Origin of the sequence: Streptomyces sp. NPDC023838 (assembly GCF_040639555.1) — a bacterium.
Classification (GTDB): Bacteria; Actinomycetota; Actinomycetes; order Streptomycetales; family Streptomycetaceae; genus Streptomyces.
This window is the reverse complement of the sequence record NZ_JBFAAD010000013.1, coordinates 94,698-113,301: the sequence shown is the minus strand read 5'-3', so window position 1 is coordinate 113,301 and position 18,604 is coordinate 94,698. Positions and strand designations below refer to the sequence as shown.

Annotated in this window: 15 protein-coding genes; 8 read left to right on the top strand and 7 right to left on the bottom strand. The window is 71.1% G+C overall.

The window, feature by feature from the left end:
- The first annotated feature begins 7 nt into the window (after nucleotides 1-7).
- The 8 genes from AB0G17_RS18340 (at nucleotide 8) to AB0G17_RS18305 (ending at nucleotide 9,562) form a co-directional block, all read left to right on the top strand.
- The gene (locus AB0G17_RS18340) at nucleotides 8-1,480 is read left to right on the top strand and encodes an FAD-dependent monooxygenase (protein ID WP_361383169.1); all 1,473 of its coding nucleotides are present in this window, start codon (nucleotides 8-10) and stop codon (nucleotides 1,478-1,480) included.
- An 87-nt stretch (nucleotides 1,481-1,567) separates the two neighbouring features.
- A complete protein-coding gene (locus AB0G17_RS18335; RefSeq protein WP_361383166.1) occupies nucleotides 1,568-3,070 on the top strand; it encodes an FAD-dependent monooxygenase in 1,503 nt (500 codons plus the stop codon).
- Between the two features lie 131 nt (nucleotides 3,071-3,201).
- Nucleotides 3,202-4,080: an alpha/beta hydrolase family protein gene (locus AB0G17_RS18330; RefSeq protein WP_361383163.1), complete on the top strand. Its 879-nt coding sequence runs from the start codon at nucleotides 3,202-3,204 to the stop codon at nucleotides 4,078-4,080.
- Nucleotides 4,081-4,092: 12 nt separating this feature from the next.
- Complete coding sequence (locus AB0G17_RS18325; protein WP_361383160.1) at nucleotides 4,093-5,373, top strand: MFS transporter; 1,281 nt, start codon at nucleotides 4,093-4,095, stop codon at nucleotides 5,371-5,373.
- Nucleotides 5,370-6,041, top strand: coding sequence for a 4'-phosphopantetheinyl transferase superfamily protein (locus tag AB0G17_RS18320; protein ID WP_361383157.1), 672 nt, complete (start codon nucleotides 5,370-5,372; stop codon nucleotides 6,039-6,041). The genes AB0G17_RS18325 and AB0G17_RS18320 overlap by 4 nt, the downstream gene beginning before the upstream one ends.
- Before the next feature lie 59 nt (nucleotides 6,042-6,100).
- Entirely contained in the window at nucleotides 6,101-7,681 is a 1,581-nt protein-coding gene (locus AB0G17_RS18315) for an acyl-CoA carboxylase subunit beta (RefSeq protein ID WP_361383154.1), read from the top strand.
- Nucleotides 7,682-7,734: 53 nt separating this feature from the next.
- Entirely contained in the window at nucleotides 7,735-8,040 is a 306-nt protein-coding gene (locus AB0G17_RS18310; protein WP_361383151.1) for an acyl-CoA carboxylase epsilon subunit, read from the top strand.
- 739 nt (nucleotides 8,041-8,779) lie between these two features.
- The gene (locus AB0G17_RS18305) at nucleotides 8,780-9,562 is read left to right on the top strand and encodes a response regulator transcription factor (RefSeq protein WP_067166387.1); all 783 of its coding nucleotides are present in this window, start codon (nucleotides 8,780-8,782) and stop codon (nucleotides 9,560-9,562) included.
- A gap of 292 nt (nucleotides 9,563-9,854) precedes the next feature.
- Here the strand turns inward: AB0G17_RS18305 and AB0G17_RS18300 are convergent, their stop codons facing one another.
- The 7 genes from AB0G17_RS18300 to AB0G17_RS18270 form a co-directional block, all read right to left on the bottom strand.
- On the bottom strand, nucleotides 9,855-10,256 hold the full coding sequence (locus AB0G17_RS18300) for a GNAT family N-acetyltransferase (RefSeq protein ID WP_361383147.1): 402 nt from the start codon (nucleotides 10,254-10,256) through the stop codon (nucleotides 9,855-9,857).
- Nucleotides 10,240-11,526 (bottom strand): adenylosuccinate lyase, encoded by a 1,287-nt coding sequence (purB, locus tag AB0G17_RS18295; RefSeq protein ID WP_361383144.1) that lies wholly within the window; start codon nucleotides 11,524-11,526, stop codon nucleotides 10,240-10,242. Before purB ends, AB0G17_RS18300 begins: the two co-directional genes overlap by 17 nt.
- A gap of 52 nt (nucleotides 11,527-11,578) precedes the next feature.
- Nucleotides 11,579-13,084 carry a glutamine synthetase family protein gene (locus AB0G17_RS18290; protein ID WP_361383141.1) on the bottom strand — a complete coding sequence of 502 codons (1,506 nt, stop codon included), beginning with the start codon at nucleotides 13,082-13,084 and terminating at the stop codon, nucleotides 11,579-11,581.
- Between the two features lie 3 nt (nucleotides 13,085-13,087).
- Nucleotides 13,088-14,467: an amidase family protein gene (locus AB0G17_RS18285; protein WP_361383138.1), complete on the bottom strand. Its 1,380-nt coding sequence runs from the start codon at nucleotides 14,465-14,467 to the stop codon at nucleotides 13,088-13,090.
- Nucleotides 14,468-14,500: 33 nt separating this feature from the next.
- Nucleotides 14,501-16,420 (bottom strand): hypothetical protein, encoded by a 1,920-nt coding sequence (locus AB0G17_RS18280; RefSeq protein ID WP_361383135.1) that lies wholly within the window; start codon nucleotides 16,418-16,420, stop codon nucleotides 14,501-14,503.
- The gene (locus AB0G17_RS18275; RefSeq protein ID WP_361383132.1) at nucleotides 16,417-16,767 is read right to left on the bottom strand and encodes a 4Fe-4S dicluster-binding protein; all 351 of its coding nucleotides are present in this window, start codon (nucleotides 16,765-16,767) and stop codon (nucleotides 16,417-16,419) included. The genes AB0G17_RS18280 and AB0G17_RS18275 overlap by 4 nt, the downstream gene beginning before the upstream one ends.
- Before the next feature lie 697 nt (nucleotides 16,768-17,464).
- Nucleotides 17,465-18,400, bottom strand: coding sequence for a sigma-70 family RNA polymerase sigma factor (locus tag AB0G17_RS18270; RefSeq protein WP_361383129.1), 936 nt, complete (start codon nucleotides 18,398-18,400; stop codon nucleotides 17,465-17,467).
- Nucleotides 18,401-18,604 lie beyond the last annotated feature (204 nt).

The window sequence follows — 18,604 nt, the reverse complement described above, 5'->3', positions numbered from 1 at the left end:
CCCACCCATGACCCCGGACCGCCTGGACACACAGGTCATCGTCGTCGGCGCCGGCCCCGTCGGGCTTCTGCTCGCCGGTGAGCTGCGTCTTGGCGGCGCCGACGTGGTCGTACTGGAACAACGGGCCACGCCCACCACGGAGTCGAGGGCCTCCACGCTGCACGCCCGCACCATGGAGCTCCTCGACAGCCGCGGCCTGCTCGACGTCTTCGGGACGCCGCCGAACGAGCCGCGCGGCCACTTCGGCGGCATCCCGATGGACCTCACGCTGCCCAGCCCCTTCCCCGGGCAGTGGAAGATGCCCCAGACCCGGACCGAGGCCCTGCTCCAGGAGTGGGCGCTCTCGCTGGGCGTGGACATCCGGCGCGGCCGCGAGCTGCGCGAGGTGTCCGACCGGGGCGGTTTCGTCGAGGCGACGGCGGCCGGGCCCGAGGGCACGGTCGTGGTGCGCGGTGGCTTCCTCGTCGGGTGCGACGGCGAGGACTCCACCGTGCGCCGCCTCACCGGGGCCGAGTTCCCGGGCAACGACGCCGGTCGCGAGCTGCTGCGCGCCGACGTCGCGGGCGTCACCATCCCCAACCGTCGCTTCGAGCGGCTGCCCGCCGGGCTCGCCATCGCGGCGACCCGCGACGGGGTGACCCGGGTGATGGTGCACGAGTTCGGCTCGAAGGCCGAACCCCGCACCTGTGACCCGGAGTTCGGCGAGATCGCGGCGGTCTGGAAGCGCGTCACCGGCGAGGACATCAGCGGCGGGACCCCGCTGTGGGCGAACTCGTTCGGCGACGCCAACCGCCAGCTCACCCGGTACCGCAGCGGCCGGATCCTGTTCGCCGGGGACGCGGCCCACCGCCAGATGCCGATCGGCGGCCAGGCCCTCAACCTCGGCCTCCAGGACGCCTTCAACCTCGGCTGGAAGCTGGCCCTGCACCTGGGCGAGTCGGCCCCCGAGGGCCTGCTCGACACCTACCACACCGAACGCCACGAGGTCGGCCGGCGGGTCCTGTCCAACATCAAGGCGCAGGCCATGCTGCTGCTCGGCGGCCCCGAGGTGGAGCCGCTGCGCTCGGTGCTCACCGAGCTGCTCGGCCACGACGACGTCCGGGCGCACCTCGCCGGGATGATCAGCGGCCTCGACATCCGCTACGACGTAGGCGGCCCCGGGCACCCGCTGCTCGGCGCCCGGCTGCCGGACGCGGGCCTGACCACCGGCGAAGGCCCGGTGAACACGGCCCAGTTGCTGCGCACCGCACGCGGTGTGCTCCTCGATCTGTCCGGCGGCGGTGCGGCGCTGCCGGACACCTCCGGCTGGGCCGACCGGGTCACCGTGCTGCCGGCCGTGCCGGAGAAGGACGGCGCCCTCGCCGGCGTGGGCGCCGTCCTGGTGCGGCCCGACGGGTACGTCGCGTGGGCCGCGGCCCCCGGCACGGACGGCACCGGGCTGCGGGAGGCCCTGGAGCGCTGGTTCGGCCCCGCGCGCTGACTCCCGTACCACCCCACCCCCGCGCACGACCGCACGACTCCACAGCAGGACAGGGAACCACCGGGCACGTCCAGGAAAGGGAACACTATGGAGGGGACAGCCGTGGACACCGATGTCATCATCGTCGGCGCGGGTCCGACCGGTCTCATGCTCGCCGGCGAGCTGCGCCTGGGCGGGGCGCGTGTCGTCGTCGTCGAACGGCTGGCGAAGCCCACCGGGCAGTCCCGGGGCCTCGGCTTCACGGCCCGCGCCATGGAGATCTTCGACCAGCGCGGACTGCTGCCCCGGTTCGGCCAGGGCGAGACGCTGGAGATCAGCCCGATGGGCCACTTCGGCGGGGTGCAGTTCGACTACACCGTCCTGGAGGGCGGGCACTTCGGGGCGCGCGGCATCCCGCAGTACAAGACCGAGGCGGTCCTGGAGGAGTGGGCGGCCGGTCTCGGCGTCGACATCCGGCGCGGCTGGGAGTTCCTGGGGCTGACCGACGGCTACCTGGACGGCGACGACGTCGAGATCACCGTCCAGACGCCCCACGCGGTACGCAAGCTGCGCGCCTCCTATCTGGTGGGCGCCGACGGCGGCCGCAGCCTGGTGCGCGAGGCCGCCGGGTTCGACTTCCCGGGCACCTCCGCGACCCGGGCGATGTTCCTCGCCGACGTCACCGGCTGCGAGCTGCGCCCGCGCTTCCTGGGGGAGCGGCTCAACAACGGCATGGTGATGGCGGCCCCGCTCGCCCCGGGCGTGGACCGCATCATCGTCTGCCCCGACAACGCGGCCGCCCGCACCAGCGGCGAGTCGGTCTCCTTCGAGGAGGTCGCGGCGGCCTGGCAGTCGATCACCGGTGAGGACATCTCGCACGGCGGCGCCGAGTGGGTCAGCTTCTTCAGCGACGCCACCCGCCAGGCCTCCGAGTACCGGCGCGGCCGGGTCCTCCTCGTCGGCGACGCCGCCCACATCCACCTCCCGGCCGGCGGCCAGGGCCTCAGCACCGGTGTCCAGGACGCGGCCAACCTCGGCTGGAAGCTGGCCGCGGAGATCGCCGGGACCGCGCCCCAGGGGCTGCTCGACACGTACCACGGCGAGCGCCACCCCGTGGGTGCGCGGCTGCTGATGAACACCCGCGCCCAGGGCATGGTCTTCCTCGGCGGACCCGAGGCCGACCCGCTGCGCCAGCTCTTCGGCGAGCTCATCCAGTACGACGACGTCAAGCGCCACCTCGCCGGGATCGTCAGTGGTCTGGACATCCGGTACGAGCTGGGGGACGGGCATCCGTTGGTGGGGCGGCGGATTCCGCCCCGCGCCCTGGTCCTGGCGGACGGTGAGACCAGCACCACCGAACTGCTGCACCCGGCTCGCGGTGTGCTGCTCGATCTGGCCGACTCCGGTGTGGTCCGGGCGGCCGCGGCCGGGTGGACGGGGCGTGTCGACGTCGTCACCGCCTCGGTCAAGCCGGTGGACGGCGGGGTCGATCCGCTCGCGGGTGCGGGCGCGCTGCTCGTACGGCCCGATGGATACGTCGCCTGGGCCGGGGACGACGTTTCGGCCCTGGAGGCCGCGCTCGGGCAGTGGTTCGGCCCGGCCGGGTCGTGACGCCGAAGAGCTCGGTCCAGAGGGCTGTGAAGCGTCTGCGGGCCGTCTCCGGCTGGTCGCGCAGTTCCCCGCGCCCCTATCGGGGCGCGGGGCCGCAGCGAAACGAACCTCAACGCAAACGGGGGCATTGAATGGAAAGCACGCTCGCACCGGGCGCCGTCTCCCAGGGCGTTCGCAGGATCACCCTGGACGCGGGCGGTGTCACCCTGTCCGCGCTGCTGTGCGAGCCGGAGGGCACCCCCCGTGCGACCGTCGTCGCCGTCCACGGCGGGGGCATGAGCGCCGGGTACTTCGACGGTCAGGCCCACCCCGAGCTCTCCCTGCTCACCCTCGGCGCCCGGCTCGGCTACACCGTGCTCGCCGTCGACCGGCCCGGGTACGGGCACTCCGCCGCCCAGCTGCCCGAGGGACTGACCGTCGCCGAGCAGACCGACGTGCTGCGCGCCGGGATCGACGACTTCACCGCCAAGTACCCGACGGGCGCGGGCATCCTGCTCGTCGCCCACTCCTTCGGCGGCAAGCTGGCGCTCTCCGCCGCCGCCCACTGCACCGGCGACGGCCTCCTCGGCCTCGACATCTCCGGCTGCGGCCACCGCTACGCCGTCACCCCGGGCGTGATCCGCAAGGGCCTCAAGCACATCGCCCGGCACTGGGGGCCGTTGCGGCTGTACCCGCCGGACACCTTCCGCAGCAGCGGCTCCCTGGTGGCGCCGATGCCGGAGCGCGAGGCGGGCGAACTGCCGCGCTGGCCCGAGCTGTTCGCGACCCTCGCGCCGCGCGTCCGCATCCCCGTCCGGCTCACCTTCGCCGAGCACGAGGGCTGGTGGCTGCACGGCGACAAGGACCTCGCCGACCTCGCCGCCCAGCTGACCGCCGCGCCCCGCATCGTCGTCGACCGCCAGCCGGACGCCGGCCACAACATCAGCCTCGGCTGGGCGGCCCGCTCCTACCACCTGCGCACGCTCGCGTTCCTGGAGGACTGCATCACCAGGGCGGGACGCGGTGCCTGACCATCCGAGCCTATGACCAGCACCTTCGCCCATCCCTTCCGCTCCCTGGCGGTACGCAACTTCCGGCTCTTCGCGGCCGGACAGGTCGTCTCCGTCGCGGGCACCTGGATGATGGTCGTGGCCCAGGACTGGATCGTCCTGGGCCTCGCCGACAACTCCGGGACCGCCCTCGGCGTCGTCACCGCGCTCCAGTTCACACCGCTGCTGCTGCTCACCCTGTACGGCGGCCGCCTCGCCGACCGCTACGACAAGCGGCTGCTGCTCACCTGCGCCAACCTGGCGTCCGGCGCGCTGGCCCTGGTCCTGGCGCTGCTGGCGTTCGCGGACGCCGTCCAGCTGTGGCACATCTGGCTGTGCGCGTTCGGCCTCGGCGTCGTCAACGCCGTCGAGGTGCCGACCCGGATGTCGTTCGTGAGCGAGCTGGTCGGGCCCGAACTGCTGCCGAACGCCTCGGCGTTGAGCGCCGCGTACTTCAACACCGCCCGCGTCGTCGGCCCGGCCCTCGCAGGGCTGCTCATCACGGGCTTCGGCACCGGCTGGGTGATGCTGTTCAACTCCGTCAGCTATCTGGCGACCGTGGTCGGGCTGCGGATGATGCGGCCCGGCGAGCTCCTCCTCGGCGCACGCCAGGACACCCGGCCCCGGGTGGTCGACGGGCTCAAGTACGTCGCCGGGCGCCCGGACCTGAAGCTGCCGCTCCTCCTCGTCGGGGTGATCGCGCTCTTCGGGCTCAACTTCCAGCTCACACTGCCGCTGTATGCCAAGACCGTCTTCCACGCCGACGCCGCCTCGTTCGGGCTGCTCACCACCGGGTTCGCGGCGGGCTCGCTGATCGCCGCGTTCGCCACCACCGCGCGGCGCGGCCGTCCCTCCAGCCGTCTGGTGGTGGGCGCGGCGCTGGCCTTCGCGGTCCTGGAGACGGTGGCGGGCTGGGCGCCGGACTTCGCGGCCGCCATCGTGCTGCTCTCGCTCACCGGCGGCGCCACCATCTTCTTCGTCCAGGCGGTCAACCACCGCGTCCAGCTCGGCAGCGACCCGCAGTACCGGGGCCGGGTGATGGCGCTGTACACCCTGATCCTCCAGGGCTCCACCCCGCTGGGCTCGCTGCTCATCGGCTGGCTCGCCGAACACCTGGGCGCCCGCTCGGGCTTCTACGTGGGCGGTCTGGTCTCGCTCGCGGCGGCGCTCACCGCGCTGGCGTACGACCGGCGGGGCGGGCGCGTGGAGCCCGTCGAGGAGCCCGAGGGCGACCCGGAGCAGGACGGCCCCGTCCACGAGGCGGTGGGCCGGTGAACGCGACCCGTACGCCGCTGCGGGCGGCCCCCGCGGCGGGCCGGCTGCACCTGCTGGTGTTCCGGCCGCCCGCCGAGGAGGTGGCGGCGGTGTGCCCGCTGATGCGGGCCCTGGACGAGATGGAGTCGGCGCGCGCGGCGTCCTATGTCTCCGTGCGCGACCGGATCCAGTACGTGGCCGCGCACGCCACCCTGCGGGGTCTGCTCGCCGCGTACACCGGCCTCGAACCAGGAAGGATCGTCCTGGGCCGGGGCGAAGAGCCGTACGGGAAACCGCAGTTGATCGATCCGCCCGTGCCGCTCCACTTCAACCTCTCGCACAGCCACGGCCTGATCGCCATCGGGGTCGCGGCGGACCCGGTGGGCGTCGACGTCCAGCGCGTCCCGTCGCCCGAGGCCGTCGAGATGGTGCTGCCCCGGCTGCACCCGCAGGAGCGCGAGGAACTGCGCGCGCTGCCCGACACCGAGCGGGCGGAGGCGTTCGCGCGGCTGTGGACCCGCAAGGAGGCCTATCTCAAGGGCCTGGGCACCGGCCTCACCCGCTCACCCGCGGCGGACTACCTGGGCGACCGCGACGCCCCGGGCCGCCCGCACGGCTGGACGGTGCGCAACGTGCCCGTACAGCCGGGCTACGCCGCCGCGGCCGCACTCCGCAACCACCCGACGTGACCGTGAAGGCAGTCCCTTCCGCACCAGGGATCCGCAACCTACAGGGGGAACAGAACACCATGCCGACCACGCCGACCACACAGTCCTCCGCCGAGGTCTCCGACCGGCTGGACGAACTCAGCGAACGCAAGGAACAGGCCGTCCGCGGCCCCAGCGACAAGGCGACCGAGGCCCAGCACGCCAAGGGCAAGCTCACCGCGCGCGAGCGGATCGAACTCCTCCTGGACAAGGGCAGTTTCACCGAGGTCGAGCAGCTGCGCAGGCACCGCGCCACCGGGTTCGGCCTGGAGGCGAAGAAGCCGTACACCGACGGTGTGATCACCGGCTGGGGCACGGTCGAGGGCCGTACGGTCTTCGTGTACGCGCACGACTTCCGCATCTTCGGCGGCGCGCTGGGCGAGGCCCACGCCTCCAAGATCCACAAACTGATGGACATGGCCATCGCGGCCGGGGCGCCGCTGGTGTCCCTGAACGACGGCGCCGGCGCCCGTATCCAGGAGGGCGTCTCGGCGCTGGCGGGCTACGGCGGCATCTTCCAGCGCAACACCAAGGCCAGCGGGGTGATCCCGCAGATCAGCGTGATGCTCGGCCCGTGCGCGGGCGGCGCGGCCTACAGCCCGGCGCTGACCGACTTCGTGTTCATGGTCCGCGAGACCTCGCAGATGTTCATCACCGGCCCGGACGTGGTGCAGGCGGTGACCGGCGAGGAGATATCCCAGAACGGCCTGGGCGGCGCGGACGTGCACGCCGGGATCTCGGGCGTGGCGCACTTCGCGTACGACGACGAGGAGACGTGCCTCGCGGAGGTGCGCTACCTCCTGTCGCTGCTGCCTTCCAACAACCGGGAGATGCCGCCGCCGGCCCAGACCTCGGACCCGGTGGACCGCGAGGGCACGGCCCTGCTCGACCTGGTGCCGGCCGACGGCAACCGCTCCTACGACGTGCGCTCGGTGATCGAGGAGATCGTCGACGAGGGCGAGTACATGGAGATCCACGCCAACTGGGCGCCCAACCTGGTGGTCGCGCTGGCCCGGCTCGACGGCCATGTGGTGGGCGTCGTCGCCAACCAGCCCTCCGCCATGGCGGGCGTGCTGGACATCAAGGCGAGCGAGAAGGGCGCGCGGTTCGTCCAGTTCTGTGACTCGTTCAGCATCCCGCTGATCACCCTCGTCGACGTCCCCGGGTTCCTGCCGGGCGTCGACCAGGAGCACGACGGCATCATCCGGCGCGGCGCCAAGCTGTTGTACGCGTACTGCAACGCCACCGTTCCGCGCATCTCGGTGGTGCTGCGCAAGGCGTACGGCGGTGCCTACATCGTGATGGACTCGCGCTCCATCGGCGCCGACCTCTCGTTCGCCTGGCCCACCAACGAGATCGCGGTGATGGGCGCCGAGGGCGCGGCGAACGTGGTGTTCCGCCGGGAGATCGCCGCCGCCGAGGACCCCGACGCGATGCGCAGGCAGAAGATCGACGAGTACAAGAGCGAGCTGGTGCACCCGTACTTCGCGGCCGAGCGCGGCCTGGTCGACGACGTCATCGACCCGCGCGAGACCCGCTCGGTGCTGTGCCGCTCGGTCGCGATGCTCATCGCCAAGGACGCCGAACTGCCCCGCCGCAAGCACGGCAACCCGCCCCAGTAGGCGCGGCTCCCGCAGCGACCCGTAGGCCCGACTTCCCTAGAGAGGGGACCGACATGAGCGAGATGACCCAGATCACCGAGCCCGCAGAGACCGCCGCCGAGACCGCCGCCGAGCCTGCCGAGATGACCCTGGAGCACTGCCGTGAGCTGCTGAGAGTCGAACGCGGCAATCCCGATCCGGAGGAACTGGCGGCGCTGGCCGCGCTGTTCTTCGCGCACTTCTCCGCCATGGAGGCCCGGGCGGAGGCGGCCCGGGTCATGATCCCGCGCCAGCGCTCCGCGAGCTGGCGCCGCACCGACCGGGCGCCGGGCTTCGACGGCCCGCGTACCTGGCGGGCGGGCGGCCCGGTGCACGCCTGACGAAGATGCCTGACGATCCGTCAATTCCTGGTCGGTACCGTGCATTTCCCTCGCGGTGAGCGCAGCGCAGCGCCCCGAGCGGGCCGCCCCCACCCGGCGGCCCCGCCCGGGGCGCGCCGCTGTTCAGGGCCCCCGGACTTTACTTGACACGCACTCTCCCGGACGACCATTCTGTGCGGTGAATGGGGGTCTTCGTCATGCAGGTGTTGCCGTACTGCAAGCTACAGCCCGATCACAGGGAGCGGTGGGAGCCGCGAGACGCGCCCGACTGAGGTGCAGTACAGGCGAATTCCAGCCAACGGCCACCGCGACGCCACTTGGGCACCTGTTATTTAACTTGTTGTCAGCAGACCGGCCCGAATTCCGTAAACCTCCAGGCCGATGTGGCGAACATCATGTCATGGCAGCGTCAACGTCAGAGGCGCGCCAAGATGGCCGGATTATGTAAGTCGCGGCGAGTTACTCTTGGTTGAATCAACGGACCTTCCAGTGTTCCGCTTCCGCATGGCGAGGCCTGGTTGACGGGGACTCCCCGCCGTGATCACGTAGGGAAACGAAGAGGCGCTCGCTCTGTCCGATCTCGCTCAATAAACGACACAGTTTATTTGTTATTTGCTCGAACCTCTTTGAATTCCCTACCAGCGGTCTGTAGGTTCGTCGGTGTTCGTCGGTGAGATCCGGTCCGGATCTCATATTGGACTCACTCAGATGGGGGAGGGACATGACTCGCGGGGGAGGCATGACTCAGAGTTCGTCGGAGGCAGTGCTGGAGCCTCATATACCTGTCCAGCGTGGTCCGGGTGGACCACACCTGATCGAAGAGGGCGTGTCCGAAGCGGTACGCAGGGTGGCGGGCCTCTCCCGGGGCCGGCGGATCCTCGTGGTCGACAGCGACGTCGACGGCGCGGAGTCCCTGGTGTGCCGCCTGCGCAGGCACGGCCACGAAGCCATCGGCGTAAAGAGCGGCAGCACTGCCCTGCAGGCCTACGAGGACGTCGACCTCGTCCTGCTCGACCTCGAACTCCCGGACCTGGACGGCCTGGAGGTCTGCCGGGCCATCCGCTCGGTCAGCGGCATCCCCGTGATCATCGTCACGGCCCGCGGCTCCGAGCTCGACTGCGTCCTCGGCCTCCAGGCCGGCGCGGACGACTATGTGGTCAAGCCCTACGGCTTCCGGGAATTAATGGCACGGATCGAAGCCGTCATGCGCCGAGCCAGGTTCCAGCCGCCTGTTGCCAGAGAGATCTTGCACGGGCGGTTGCGCATTGACGTGAGCTCCCGCGAAGTGAGCCTGGACGGCCGCGAGGTGGGGCTGACCCGCAAGGAATTCGATCTGCTCTGCCTGCTCGCCTCCCATCCGGACACGGTCATTCCGCGCAAGCGCCTGCTTCAGCAGGTCTGGGGCGACTCGTGGTCGCGCCGCACTGTCGACACCCATGTCAGCAGTCTCCGCGGCAAGCTCGGTGACAGCGGATGGATCATTACCGTGCGCGGGGTCGGTTTCAAGCTGGGCAACGGCTGAATCTTCGCCTTTTCACGCGCCCGCAACAAGAGAGAAACAAGTTGAACAACCGTCATATGGCCGAGAAATTCTTTGGCGCAGTGGTCATTGACGACCATCAAGCGTAAGACGGTTTTCGGCCGGGGCCTGCGAGGTGATGACATTACCTCGCAGGCCCCGCTGCATTACCAGTGATTCCCCGGAATAGCCATTGTGCAACACCCGCACTCGCACACCCCCGGGGCATGCGAAAGGCCCCCGCGACCGGCCGAGCCGGACCGCGGGGGCCTTCGGGTCAACTGCCCCTTGTTTCCTACGGGTTGAGGACCCAGGCGGAGTTGTGCTGGGTGAAGCCGATGTGCGGGTAGTACTCCACCGCGGCCGGCGCCGACAGCAGGATGACCTTGGCCTGCGGCGCCTCCTTCTGCGTGGCGTCGATCAACGCCCGCCCGATGCCGGCGCGTTGGTAGTCGCCGCTCACCGCGATGTCCGAGAGGTACGTCGCGTAGCTGAAGTCCGAGATGCTGCGGGCGATGCCGATGAGCCTGCCCTCCGCACGGGCCACGACCACGAGATTGGCGTTGCGCACCATGGCGGCGAACCGCGTCACGTCCTCGATCGGACGGCGCTCACCGAGCCCGGAGGAGCGGTAGACCTCAAGGACCTCCTCCAGGTCCAGGTCGGCACCCTCCACACGCTCAATCTTCCAGGTCACGAAGCTGCTCCAATCGATCGAGAATCACGCCGTGGTTGACGAGGAAACGCTCCGGGCGCAGCTGGCCGATGTCCATGCCCTCCTGGCGCAGCGTGTCCCCGAAGTGCTCGCCGGTGGCGATCGTACGGTTCGCGGCGGCCTGGACCGCCCGGTAGGCCTTCTCCCGCTCCACACCGTCCGCCAGCAGGTCGGCGAGGACCGCCGAGCTGTAGACCAGGCCGTCGGTGCGGTCGATGCCCTCGCGCATCCGGTCCGGGAACACCTTGAGGTCACGGACGAGCTGAGTCGCCATGGTGGCCTGGAAGTGGCCCACCGACAGTGCGTCCGGCAGGATCACCCGCTCCACCGACTGGTGCGCCAGATCGCGCTCGTGCCACAGCGCCACGTTCTCCAGGGCGGTGGCTGCGTAACCGCGCAGCAGCCGCGCCAGACCGTTGAGCCGCTCGCTGGTGGTCGGGTTCCGCTTGTGCGGCATGGCGCTGGAGCCCTGGTACGCCAAGGTGCGCTGCTCCTCCACCTCGCGGACCTCGGTGCGCTGGAGCAGCCGCAGCTCCAGGGCGATCTGCTCGATGCTCGCGCCGAGCAGCGCGACGGCCTGGAGCAGCTGGGCGTGCCGGTCGCGGGCGACGACCTGACTGGGCGCGGGCTCCACCCCGAGCCCGAGCTCCTCGCAGACGTACGCCTCCACCGAGGGGTCGATCAGCGCGTACGTGCCGACCGAGCCGGAGATGGTGCCCACCGCCACGGCCTTGCGGGCCGCCTTGAGACGGGTGAGCGAGCGGTCCACGGCGAAGGCGAACTGGGCCAGCTTGTGGCCGAACGACGTGGGCTCGGCGTGCACCCCGTGGGTGCGGCCGACGATCACGGTCTCCCAGTGCTCCAGGGCCCGCTCGACGAGGACCTTGCGCAGCTCCACCCCGGCGGCGAGCACCAGGTCGGTGGCGCGGGCCAGGTGGTGGCCCAGCGAGGTGTCGACGAGGTCGTAGCTCGTCATGCCGAGGTGGACCCAGCGGGCCGACTCGTCGGGGATGCCCTCGCAGTAGGCGGCGAGGAACGAGAGCACTTCGTGGTCCCGCTCCCGCTCGATCTCCCGCACCCGCTCGGGCGTGGGGACCGCGGCCCGCCGCATGTCCTCGACGGCGTCCTCGGGCACCCGGCCCAGGCGCACCTGGGCCTCGGAGGCGAGGATCTCCACCCGGACCCAGGTCGCGTACCGCGCCTGGTCCGAGAAGATGTCCGCCATCGCGGGCAGGGTATAGCGGGGAATCATATGGGCCAGCACCCCCAGGGTGAGCTTGTCGACAGGTGGTCCGGACGGGCCATCAGTAGGCCTCGAAGTATTCGCGCTGCTCCCACTCGGTGACCTGGCCCTCGGCGGGCCGCTCCTGGGCGCGCCAGGCCTCGAAGCGGGAGACCTCGCTCTCCTTGAGCTTGGCCAGCGTCGCGGCCAGCGGCTTACCGAGCAGCTCGGCGGCCTGACCGGCCCGGAAGGCCTCCAGGGCCTCGTCGAGGGACTGCGGCAGGGTCTCGTACGCGTCCTCGCCGCCGGCCGGGCGCGGGGCCGCGCCCACGGTGGAGGTGAGCCCGTCGAAGCCCGCGGAGAGCTGGGCGGCGATGGCGAGGTATGGGTTGGCGGTGGGCTCGCCGGTCCGGTTCTCGATGTGGGTCGCGGAGCCGCCGCCGACCACGCGGAGCATCACGCTGCGGTCCTCGTAACTCCAGCCGATCCGGGTCGGCGAGAGCGAGAACTCCGAGCTGAGGCGGCGGTAGCCGTTGACCGTGGGAACGGAGAGCAGACACAGGTCGCGGGCGCGGGCCAGCAGACCGTCGATGTACGCCCGGCCCTCGTCGGAGATGCCGCCTTCGGTGGCCGCGAAGATGTTGCGGCCGCTCTTCGCGTCCATCACCGACTGGTGCAGGTGCCAGCCGCTCGGGTCGAAGCTGTCGACGCGCGGCAGCGACATGAAGGTGGCGTGGTAGCCCTGGCGCGTCGCGGTCTGCTTGACCATGGTGCGGAAGAGCAGCATCGCGTCGGCGGTGTCCAGCGCGTGCATCGGGTTGAAGGTCGTCTCGATCTGGCCCGGGCCCGACTCGTGCTCGATCGACCGCAGCGGCAGGCCGAGTTCGAGCAGTTTGAGGGCGAGCGGGCTGGTGAAGTGGGCGACCGAGTCGTAGTTGGAGTCCAGGTTGAACTGGTAGCCCGAGTTCACCGCCTCCACCTCCGGAGCGGCGCCCTGGAGACCGAAACCGTTGCCCGCGTTTCCGGGGGGACCGGGCAGGCGCTTGGTCAGGTACCACTCGACCTCCAGGCCGAGCACCGGCGTCAGGTCGCGGGCCGCGTACCGGGCGACGACCTGGCGCAGCACGTTGCGCGCGGAGAGCGGGTGCGGGGAGCCGTCGCGCAGGTACTCGTCGCCGAGCACCCAGGCGGTGCGCGGCCCCTCGTGCGGCAGCAGCTGGAAGGTCAGCGGATCCGGCACCAGGACGAAGCTGCCCGCGCCCGCGATCTCGTCGACGCCGACGCCCGGGTCGGAGAGGTAGTCGAGCGCGGCCGCGTGGCCGGTGTCGAAGATGAAGGGCCCCGAGCTGAAGTCCATGCCGTTGCGCAGGACGGAGCGGAACGCGTCGACGGTGAGCGTCTTGGAGCGGGCCAGACCGTGCGGGTCGCCGAAGACCAAGCGGACGAGGTCGACCTCGTCGAGCGACGCCTCGATCTGCTCGGCGGCGGCGGCCTGTTCATCGGTCCAGAGGCCGAACTCGGTGACGAACGCGGGGCGTCCCACACCGCCCGACTCGGAGAAGGGGCGGGACCACGACCGGGAGAACATGGGTTACAGGATCCTTTCGGTTACTCGGTCCGGTGCGGCCGGCAGGGGCCCGAGGTCCGCCTCAAGACGGCGTGCGGCTGACAGGACCAGATCGTCCGCCCCGAACGGGCCCACGAGTTGGAGCCCCACCGGGAGTCCGGCGCGGGTGAGCCCGGCCGGGAGGGAAACGGCCGGCTGGCCAGTCATATTGAAGGGATACGTGGCGGGTGTCCACGCCAGCCAGAGCAGGTCCTCCGGACGGCTCGCCCACTGGGGGCCGATCGCGTGCGGGTCGAACGGCTCGATGGGCACGGTGGCCATGGCCAGCAGGTCGTACCGGTCGAAGATCTCGTGCAGTCTGGTGCGCAGCGCGAGCCGCACCTCCTCGGCCCGCATCACGGTCGCGCCGCTGAGCGTGCGCCCGTGCCGGACGATCGCGAGGCGGCCCGGGTCGCACCACTCCTCGTCGGCGGGCGAGGTGGAGGCGGCGTCGCTGGCGGCGAGGATGTCGACGAGGGCCGGATACGGGTCACGGAAGGGCACCTCGATCCGCTCGACGCGGTGGCCCCGCGCGCTGAGCGCGGGCAGCGCCTGCTCGCTGACCCGGCGGATCTCCGGGGAGGTGCCCGGGAACTCGATCCAGCCGATGCGCAACGAGCGCCGCTCGACCGGCACTTCGAGAGCTCCGATCAGCGAGTCCGGGTCGCCCGGGTGCCCTCCGGTCATCACCGAGGCGAGCTCGACGACGTCCGGCACGGTCCGCGCGATCGGCCCCTGGTGGGAGAGCCGGTCGGCGCACGCGGGTACATAGGGCACCTTGGCGAACGACGGCTTGTAGCCAACGACCCCGCAGAACGCCGCGGGGATACGGATCGAGCCCGCGCCGTCGGTGCCGAGCGCCCCCGAGCCGAGGCCCGCCGCGACCGCGGCCGCGGCGCCGCCGCTGGAGCCGCCGGCGGAGAGCTCGGGGTCCCACGGGTTGCGGGTGGGCGGGGCGACCCGGCTCACCGTGGAGGCGCTCCAGCCGTACTCCGACGTCGTGGTCTTGCCCACCACGATGGCGCCGGCGGCCCGCAGCCGCGCGACCGAGGGCGCGTCGGCGCGGGCCCGCCGGTTCTCCAGCAGGGATCCGCGGGCGGTGGGCAGGTCCCCGGTCTGGATGAGGTCCTTCACCGAGACGGTGATCCCGAGCAGCGGCTGCCGCTCGAACGCCGCCCGGCCCAGCTCGCGGATCCGGGCGTCGGCCAGCTCGGCCTCCCGTACGGCCTCGTCGCCCGCGACCGAGACGAAAGCCCCGAGCTCGATGTCGGTCTTCTGGATCGCGGTGAGGACCGACTGGACGTGCTCGGCCGCGGTGAGCTCTCCCCGGGCGAGGAGCTCGCGTATGTCACCGATGGAGGTCAACGGATCTCCTTGCAAGGACAGGTGGGACGCCGGTCACGACACCTGGTGCGGCTGTCTGGCGCTCGCCGCCGCGGCCTGGACCGACTTGAGGTGCCACTCGGAGTCGAAGGCGGTGACCTCGATGTCCTCGCCCTCGGCCACCAGCGCGGCGGCGGCGCTCATGGCACCGGCGATGAACCCGGAGGTCCGGTGGGCGGCGAGCAGGTCGCTCTCGTCGAACGGCCTGCCCTCGCAGCGCAGCAGGCGCAGGTCCATGAAGCCGTTGAACTTCCGGCCCATCACCTCGACCGCCTGCGGGCTGCGGATGCTGAAGCGCACCTTCGCCGCGACGTGGCCGTGGTGGTGCTGGTCGGAGTAGAAGGCGACATCGGGGATGGTCGGCGGGATGAAGTGGTCGCGCTCCACCACGGCGGGCACCTTGGGCAGGTTGCCGGCGATGAAGTGCCAGGAGTTGTACTGCATCCGCGAGGACATCGCCCAGGCGGTGTCGGCGAGTTGGGGCACCGAGTCCTCGAAGTAGCGCTTGGCCGCCGGGGCGGGCACCACGCAGCAGAAGAAGTCGGTGATGTCCCACTTGGTTATCTCGGCCCAGCTCTGCTCCCGCAGGGCGCGCATGAGTTCGGGGATGGAACGCATGCCGCGGCTCATCGCGAAGTCGGCCTCGAAGACGTCGGTCGCCCCGGCCACCGTCTCGTACACCAGGGCTTCCAGGCCGGTGCCGAACTCGCCGTACGGGCGGGCCAGCCAGCCGGGCGCCGCGGTCAGACTCGCGCTCAGCTCCTCGAAGGTGGCGCCGGTGACCGGCAGCCGGTCGCGCAGCCGCTCGGTGAGGTCCGCCTCGCGCTGCCGCGACACCTCGCCGTACGGCCCGGCCAGGCGCTCGATCTTGTGCATCAGCGCGCCGTGGATCTCGCGGTAGAGCTGGGCGTTGGGCAGCACGTGCCCGACGCGGCGCTCGCGCAGGGCCGTCGCGAGGGCGTTGAGCGCCTCGACGCGGTGGGTGGGGGCGGCCGGGACCGGCTCGCCGCCGGGCACCGCGTTGTAGTTGCGGCGGGTGCGCTCCAGCATGTACGCGAGGTGGTCCAGGGTGAGCTGGGTGCCGTTGGCCTCCTCGATGCGGCCGGCGCCCGCCGACCGCACGAGCAGGGTGAGGCAGACGACCAGCATCGCGTCGTGGTCGGACCAGCGCTCCATCTCGACGCCCAGCAGGCTGCTGAACGTCTCGCTCGGGTGGCCCGCCCAGAGGGTCTTGCCGATGAGGTTGTTGCCCTCGCGGAAGTTGGTGTAGAGCTTCCCCTCCTGGTGGAGGACGAAGGGGGCGGTCCGCAGCGCGGACTCCCGTACGGTTTCGAGGAGTTCGTCGCGGGCGGGGGTGCCGAGCGCGGCCAGCCACTGGCGGCAGTCGACGACCTGGTCGGCGTAGCGGGCGGCCGCGCGGTTCACCTCGCTCTCGTAGTCGAGCAGGTCCTGCGCCGACCACGGCACGTCGATCACGCCGTCGACCAGGTTCTCCTCGTCGGCGAGCGAGCCCTGGGAGGGGACGCGGACGACGATGCGGCCGGTGGTGGTCAGGCCCAGCTCGCCCAGGAACGCCGGGCGCTCCAGGGTGTCGCGGACCGGGGCGGGCAGGTTCTCCTCGCGCCACGAGATGCCGCAGAGCACCTTGAGGGCGGCCTCGTCCGCGGTGCGCAGCGCACGCAGCTGGACGTCGGCGGGGACATGGCCGTCCAGCGTGAGCAGGGCGTTCACCGCGGTCCGCAGGTCGGGGGCCTCGACGGCCTTCTCCCAGGCGCGCTTGAGGAGGGTGGGGAAACCGGCGTCCTCGTCCTTGAGGCGGTCCGGCTTCGGCGTGGCACCGGCCAGCAGGCCCAGCCGGCTGGGACGGCGGCTCTGGCGCTTCTTGGCGTTGATGGCCCGGCGCGAGGTGCCGTTGCGCTCAGCGGAACTCGTCATGACACACCCTCAGCGGTAAGCCCGATGTGGTTCCACATCTCGTCGGATGTCGGGGTCCAGTCCTCGTCCACGTAGATGCAGTCGACGGGGCACTCCAGGACGCACTTGGGGCAGCCCGAGCAGAGTTCGGGGATGATGACGACGTCGAGCCCGTTGTCGAAGATGGCGTTGAACTCGGGCGGGCAGGCACGCAGGCAGGTGTCGCAGGTGATGCACTCGGCCCGCTCGATGCGGCGCGGCGGCTTCTTCCACGTCTCGCTGCGCCTGCGCTCGGCGATCACCTTGTTGCGTCCGGATACCGAGCCTTCCACCTCGTCGAGTGAGTCGTCCGAAGTATTCGTGGGCATGTGGGCCCCCTCTTGTCCTGTTTCGCTCGTGACCACGTAAGAGACCATCAATAGCGCGCCGCGACCTGGGCGACGTCGGCCAGAATTACACGGAGGCCCGCTTCATGGGAACGGCGGGCGAGCGGTGTGCAGGCGCGGATCAAAACGTGCGGTGGATTCCTGCTGGAGGGAATCTTGAATCGCGCGGACAGTTGATAATCCCCGGTTCCGCAAGGGGACGCAATATGCTCAAGTCACCGCGCCACAGACGTGCGGACAGGCCCGGAGGACCTCACGATGGCCCCGCTGACCTGCGAGGGCTACGGAATCGCGGTGCAGGGCGCGGCCGGTCCGGCCGGGCCGCGGCGGCCACACCGTGCGAAGGTATACGCGAAGGGCGCCCGTGCAACCGCGGAACTTTCGCAGTCGAACACCTTGCCCGCCCGCTGCCGCGCGGCAAGTCCACGCACGGCCGCTTACTGGTGTCACCATACCGTTTTCCGGGATTTGTGTCCGTTATTCCTGCCGTGCACATTCCCCTATCGCCCGGCCTATGGGTGAAGCAAAGGGAATCCCGCCGGGCGGCTGATTGGCGGGCGGGTGAAGGCGTTCTCGGAACGTCAATACGTTCAACGAGAAGCGGCGCGCCACCGGGCCCGGAGGCCGGTGGCGCGCCGCTGTCACGTGGGGTGCTGTTCGCTGTCGCCCGGGATGCTGTTCAGTCGCCCAGGATCGTCAGATCGGTCTGGCTGAGCCGGTCCGGAGCGGCCCGCATGTCGATGCCGGTGATCCGCTCGTCCACGATCGTGAAGCCGAAGACCACCCGCGGCCGGCCGCGCGGCGCCCACACCGCACCCACCGACCCGTCCACCAGGGCCAGTTGGGCGTAGCGGGCCCGCCCCGAGAACGTCTTCGCCACCGAGTCCGCCCCCCGCACCTCCGTCGGCGCGCCCGCCGCCACCGCCTCCGGGTCGGCGTGCAGCACCACGTCCGGGTCGAGCATCGCGATCAGCGCGCCGAAGTCGCCGCCGCGTGAGGCGGTGAGGAAGGAGTCCACGATCCGGCGCTGCCGGTCCGGGCCCTCGTCCGGCAGCGGGTCGACGCTCTGCACCCGCACTCGCGCCCGGCCCGCGAGGTCGCGCGCCGCGTCCGGCCCGGCGGCGCCGACGATCGGCGCGATCTCCGCGTACGGCAGACCGAAGAGGTCGTGCAGGACGAACGCCATCCGCTCGGCCGGGTCCAGCGTCTCCAGGACCACCAGCAACGCCAGGCCCACCGAGTCGGCCAGCAACTCCTCGTGGGCCGGGCCCATCCGGGCCAGGTCCGCCGCCAGCGCGTCCGGCACCGGGGACTCCAGGTCGTCCGGCGCCCGGCGCGCGGCGGGCACCCGCGGCAGCAGGGCCGTCTCCGGGGAAACCGTTCTGCGCGAGCGCAGCCGGTCGAGGGAGACGTTCGCGACCACCGTCATCAGCCAGGCGGGCAGGCCCCGGACACCCTCGTCCGTGGCGTCGTCCCCGCTGTCGATGATCTGTAACCACGCTTCCTCGACGGCTTCGTCGGCCTCGTTCAGCGTCCCCAGCATCCGGTACGCCACGGCCCGCAGATGCGGTCGGTTCTCCTCGAAACGCCGCGCCAGCCATTCGCCGTCGTCCATCGGTCACATTCCTTCGTCGCGCTCCGTCAGTGAGTGACGAACGCGTCACGGTCACACCCTCTGGCCACGTTCCGTCATAGCAGTGACGAACAAAACCCAGCTCATGTGACAGGAAGAGGTACCCCGATCGAGTCGAGGCGATCGGGTCGTACAGGGGAGGCCCCTCGAACAGCCCGAGTTCGACCGAGCCCTGAGCGCCGCACG

Excerpts from the sequence above, each read along its gene's own strand:
- AB0G17_RS18305 (WP_067166387.1), top strand. The coding sequence starts at position 8,780 with ATGACTCAGAGTTCGTCGGAGGCAGTGCTGGAGCCTCATATACCTGTC.
- AB0G17_RS18325 (WP_361383160.1), top strand. The coding sequence starts at position 4,093 with ATGACCAGCACCTTCGCCCATCCCTTCCGCTCCCTGGCGGTACGCAAC.
- purB (WP_361383144.1), bottom strand. The coding sequence starts at position 11,526 with ATGATTCCCCGCTATACCCTGCCCGCGATGGCGGACATCTTCTCGGAC.
- AB0G17_RS18310 (WP_361383151.1), top strand. The coding sequence starts at position 7,735 with ATGAGCGAGATGACCCAGATCACCGAGCCCGCAGAGACCGCCGCCGAG.
- AB0G17_RS18270 (WP_361383129.1), bottom strand. The coding sequence starts at position 18,400 with ATGGACGACGGCGAATGGCTGGCGCGGCGTTTCGAGGAGAACCGACCG.
- AB0G17_RS18340 (WP_361383169.1), top strand. The coding sequence starts at position 8 with ATGACCCCGGACCGCCTGGACACACAGGTCATCGTCGTCGGCGCCGGC.
- AB0G17_RS18315 (WP_361383154.1), top strand. The coding sequence starts at position 6,101 with ATGCCGACCACGCCGACCACACAGTCCTCCGCCGAGGTCTCCGACCGG.
- AB0G17_RS18335 (WP_361383166.1), top strand. The coding sequence starts at position 1,568 with ATGGAGGGGACAGCCGTGGACACCGATGTCATCATCGTCGGCGCGGGT.
- AB0G17_RS18330 (WP_361383163.1), top strand. The coding sequence starts at position 3,202 with ATGGAAAGCACGCTCGCACCGGGCGCCGTCTCCCAGGGCGTTCGCAGG.
- AB0G17_RS18280 (WP_361383135.1), bottom strand. The coding sequence starts at position 16,420 with ATGACGAGTTCCGCTGAGCGCAACGGCACCTCGCGCCGGGCCATCAAC.
- AB0G17_RS18290 (WP_361383141.1), bottom strand. The coding sequence starts at position 13,084 with ATGTTCTCCCGGTCGTGGTCCCGCCCCTTCTCCGAGTCGGGCGGTGTG.
- AB0G17_RS18275 (WP_361383132.1), bottom strand. The coding sequence starts at position 16,767 with ATGCCCACGAATACTTCGGACGACTCACTCGACGAGGTGGAAGGCTCG.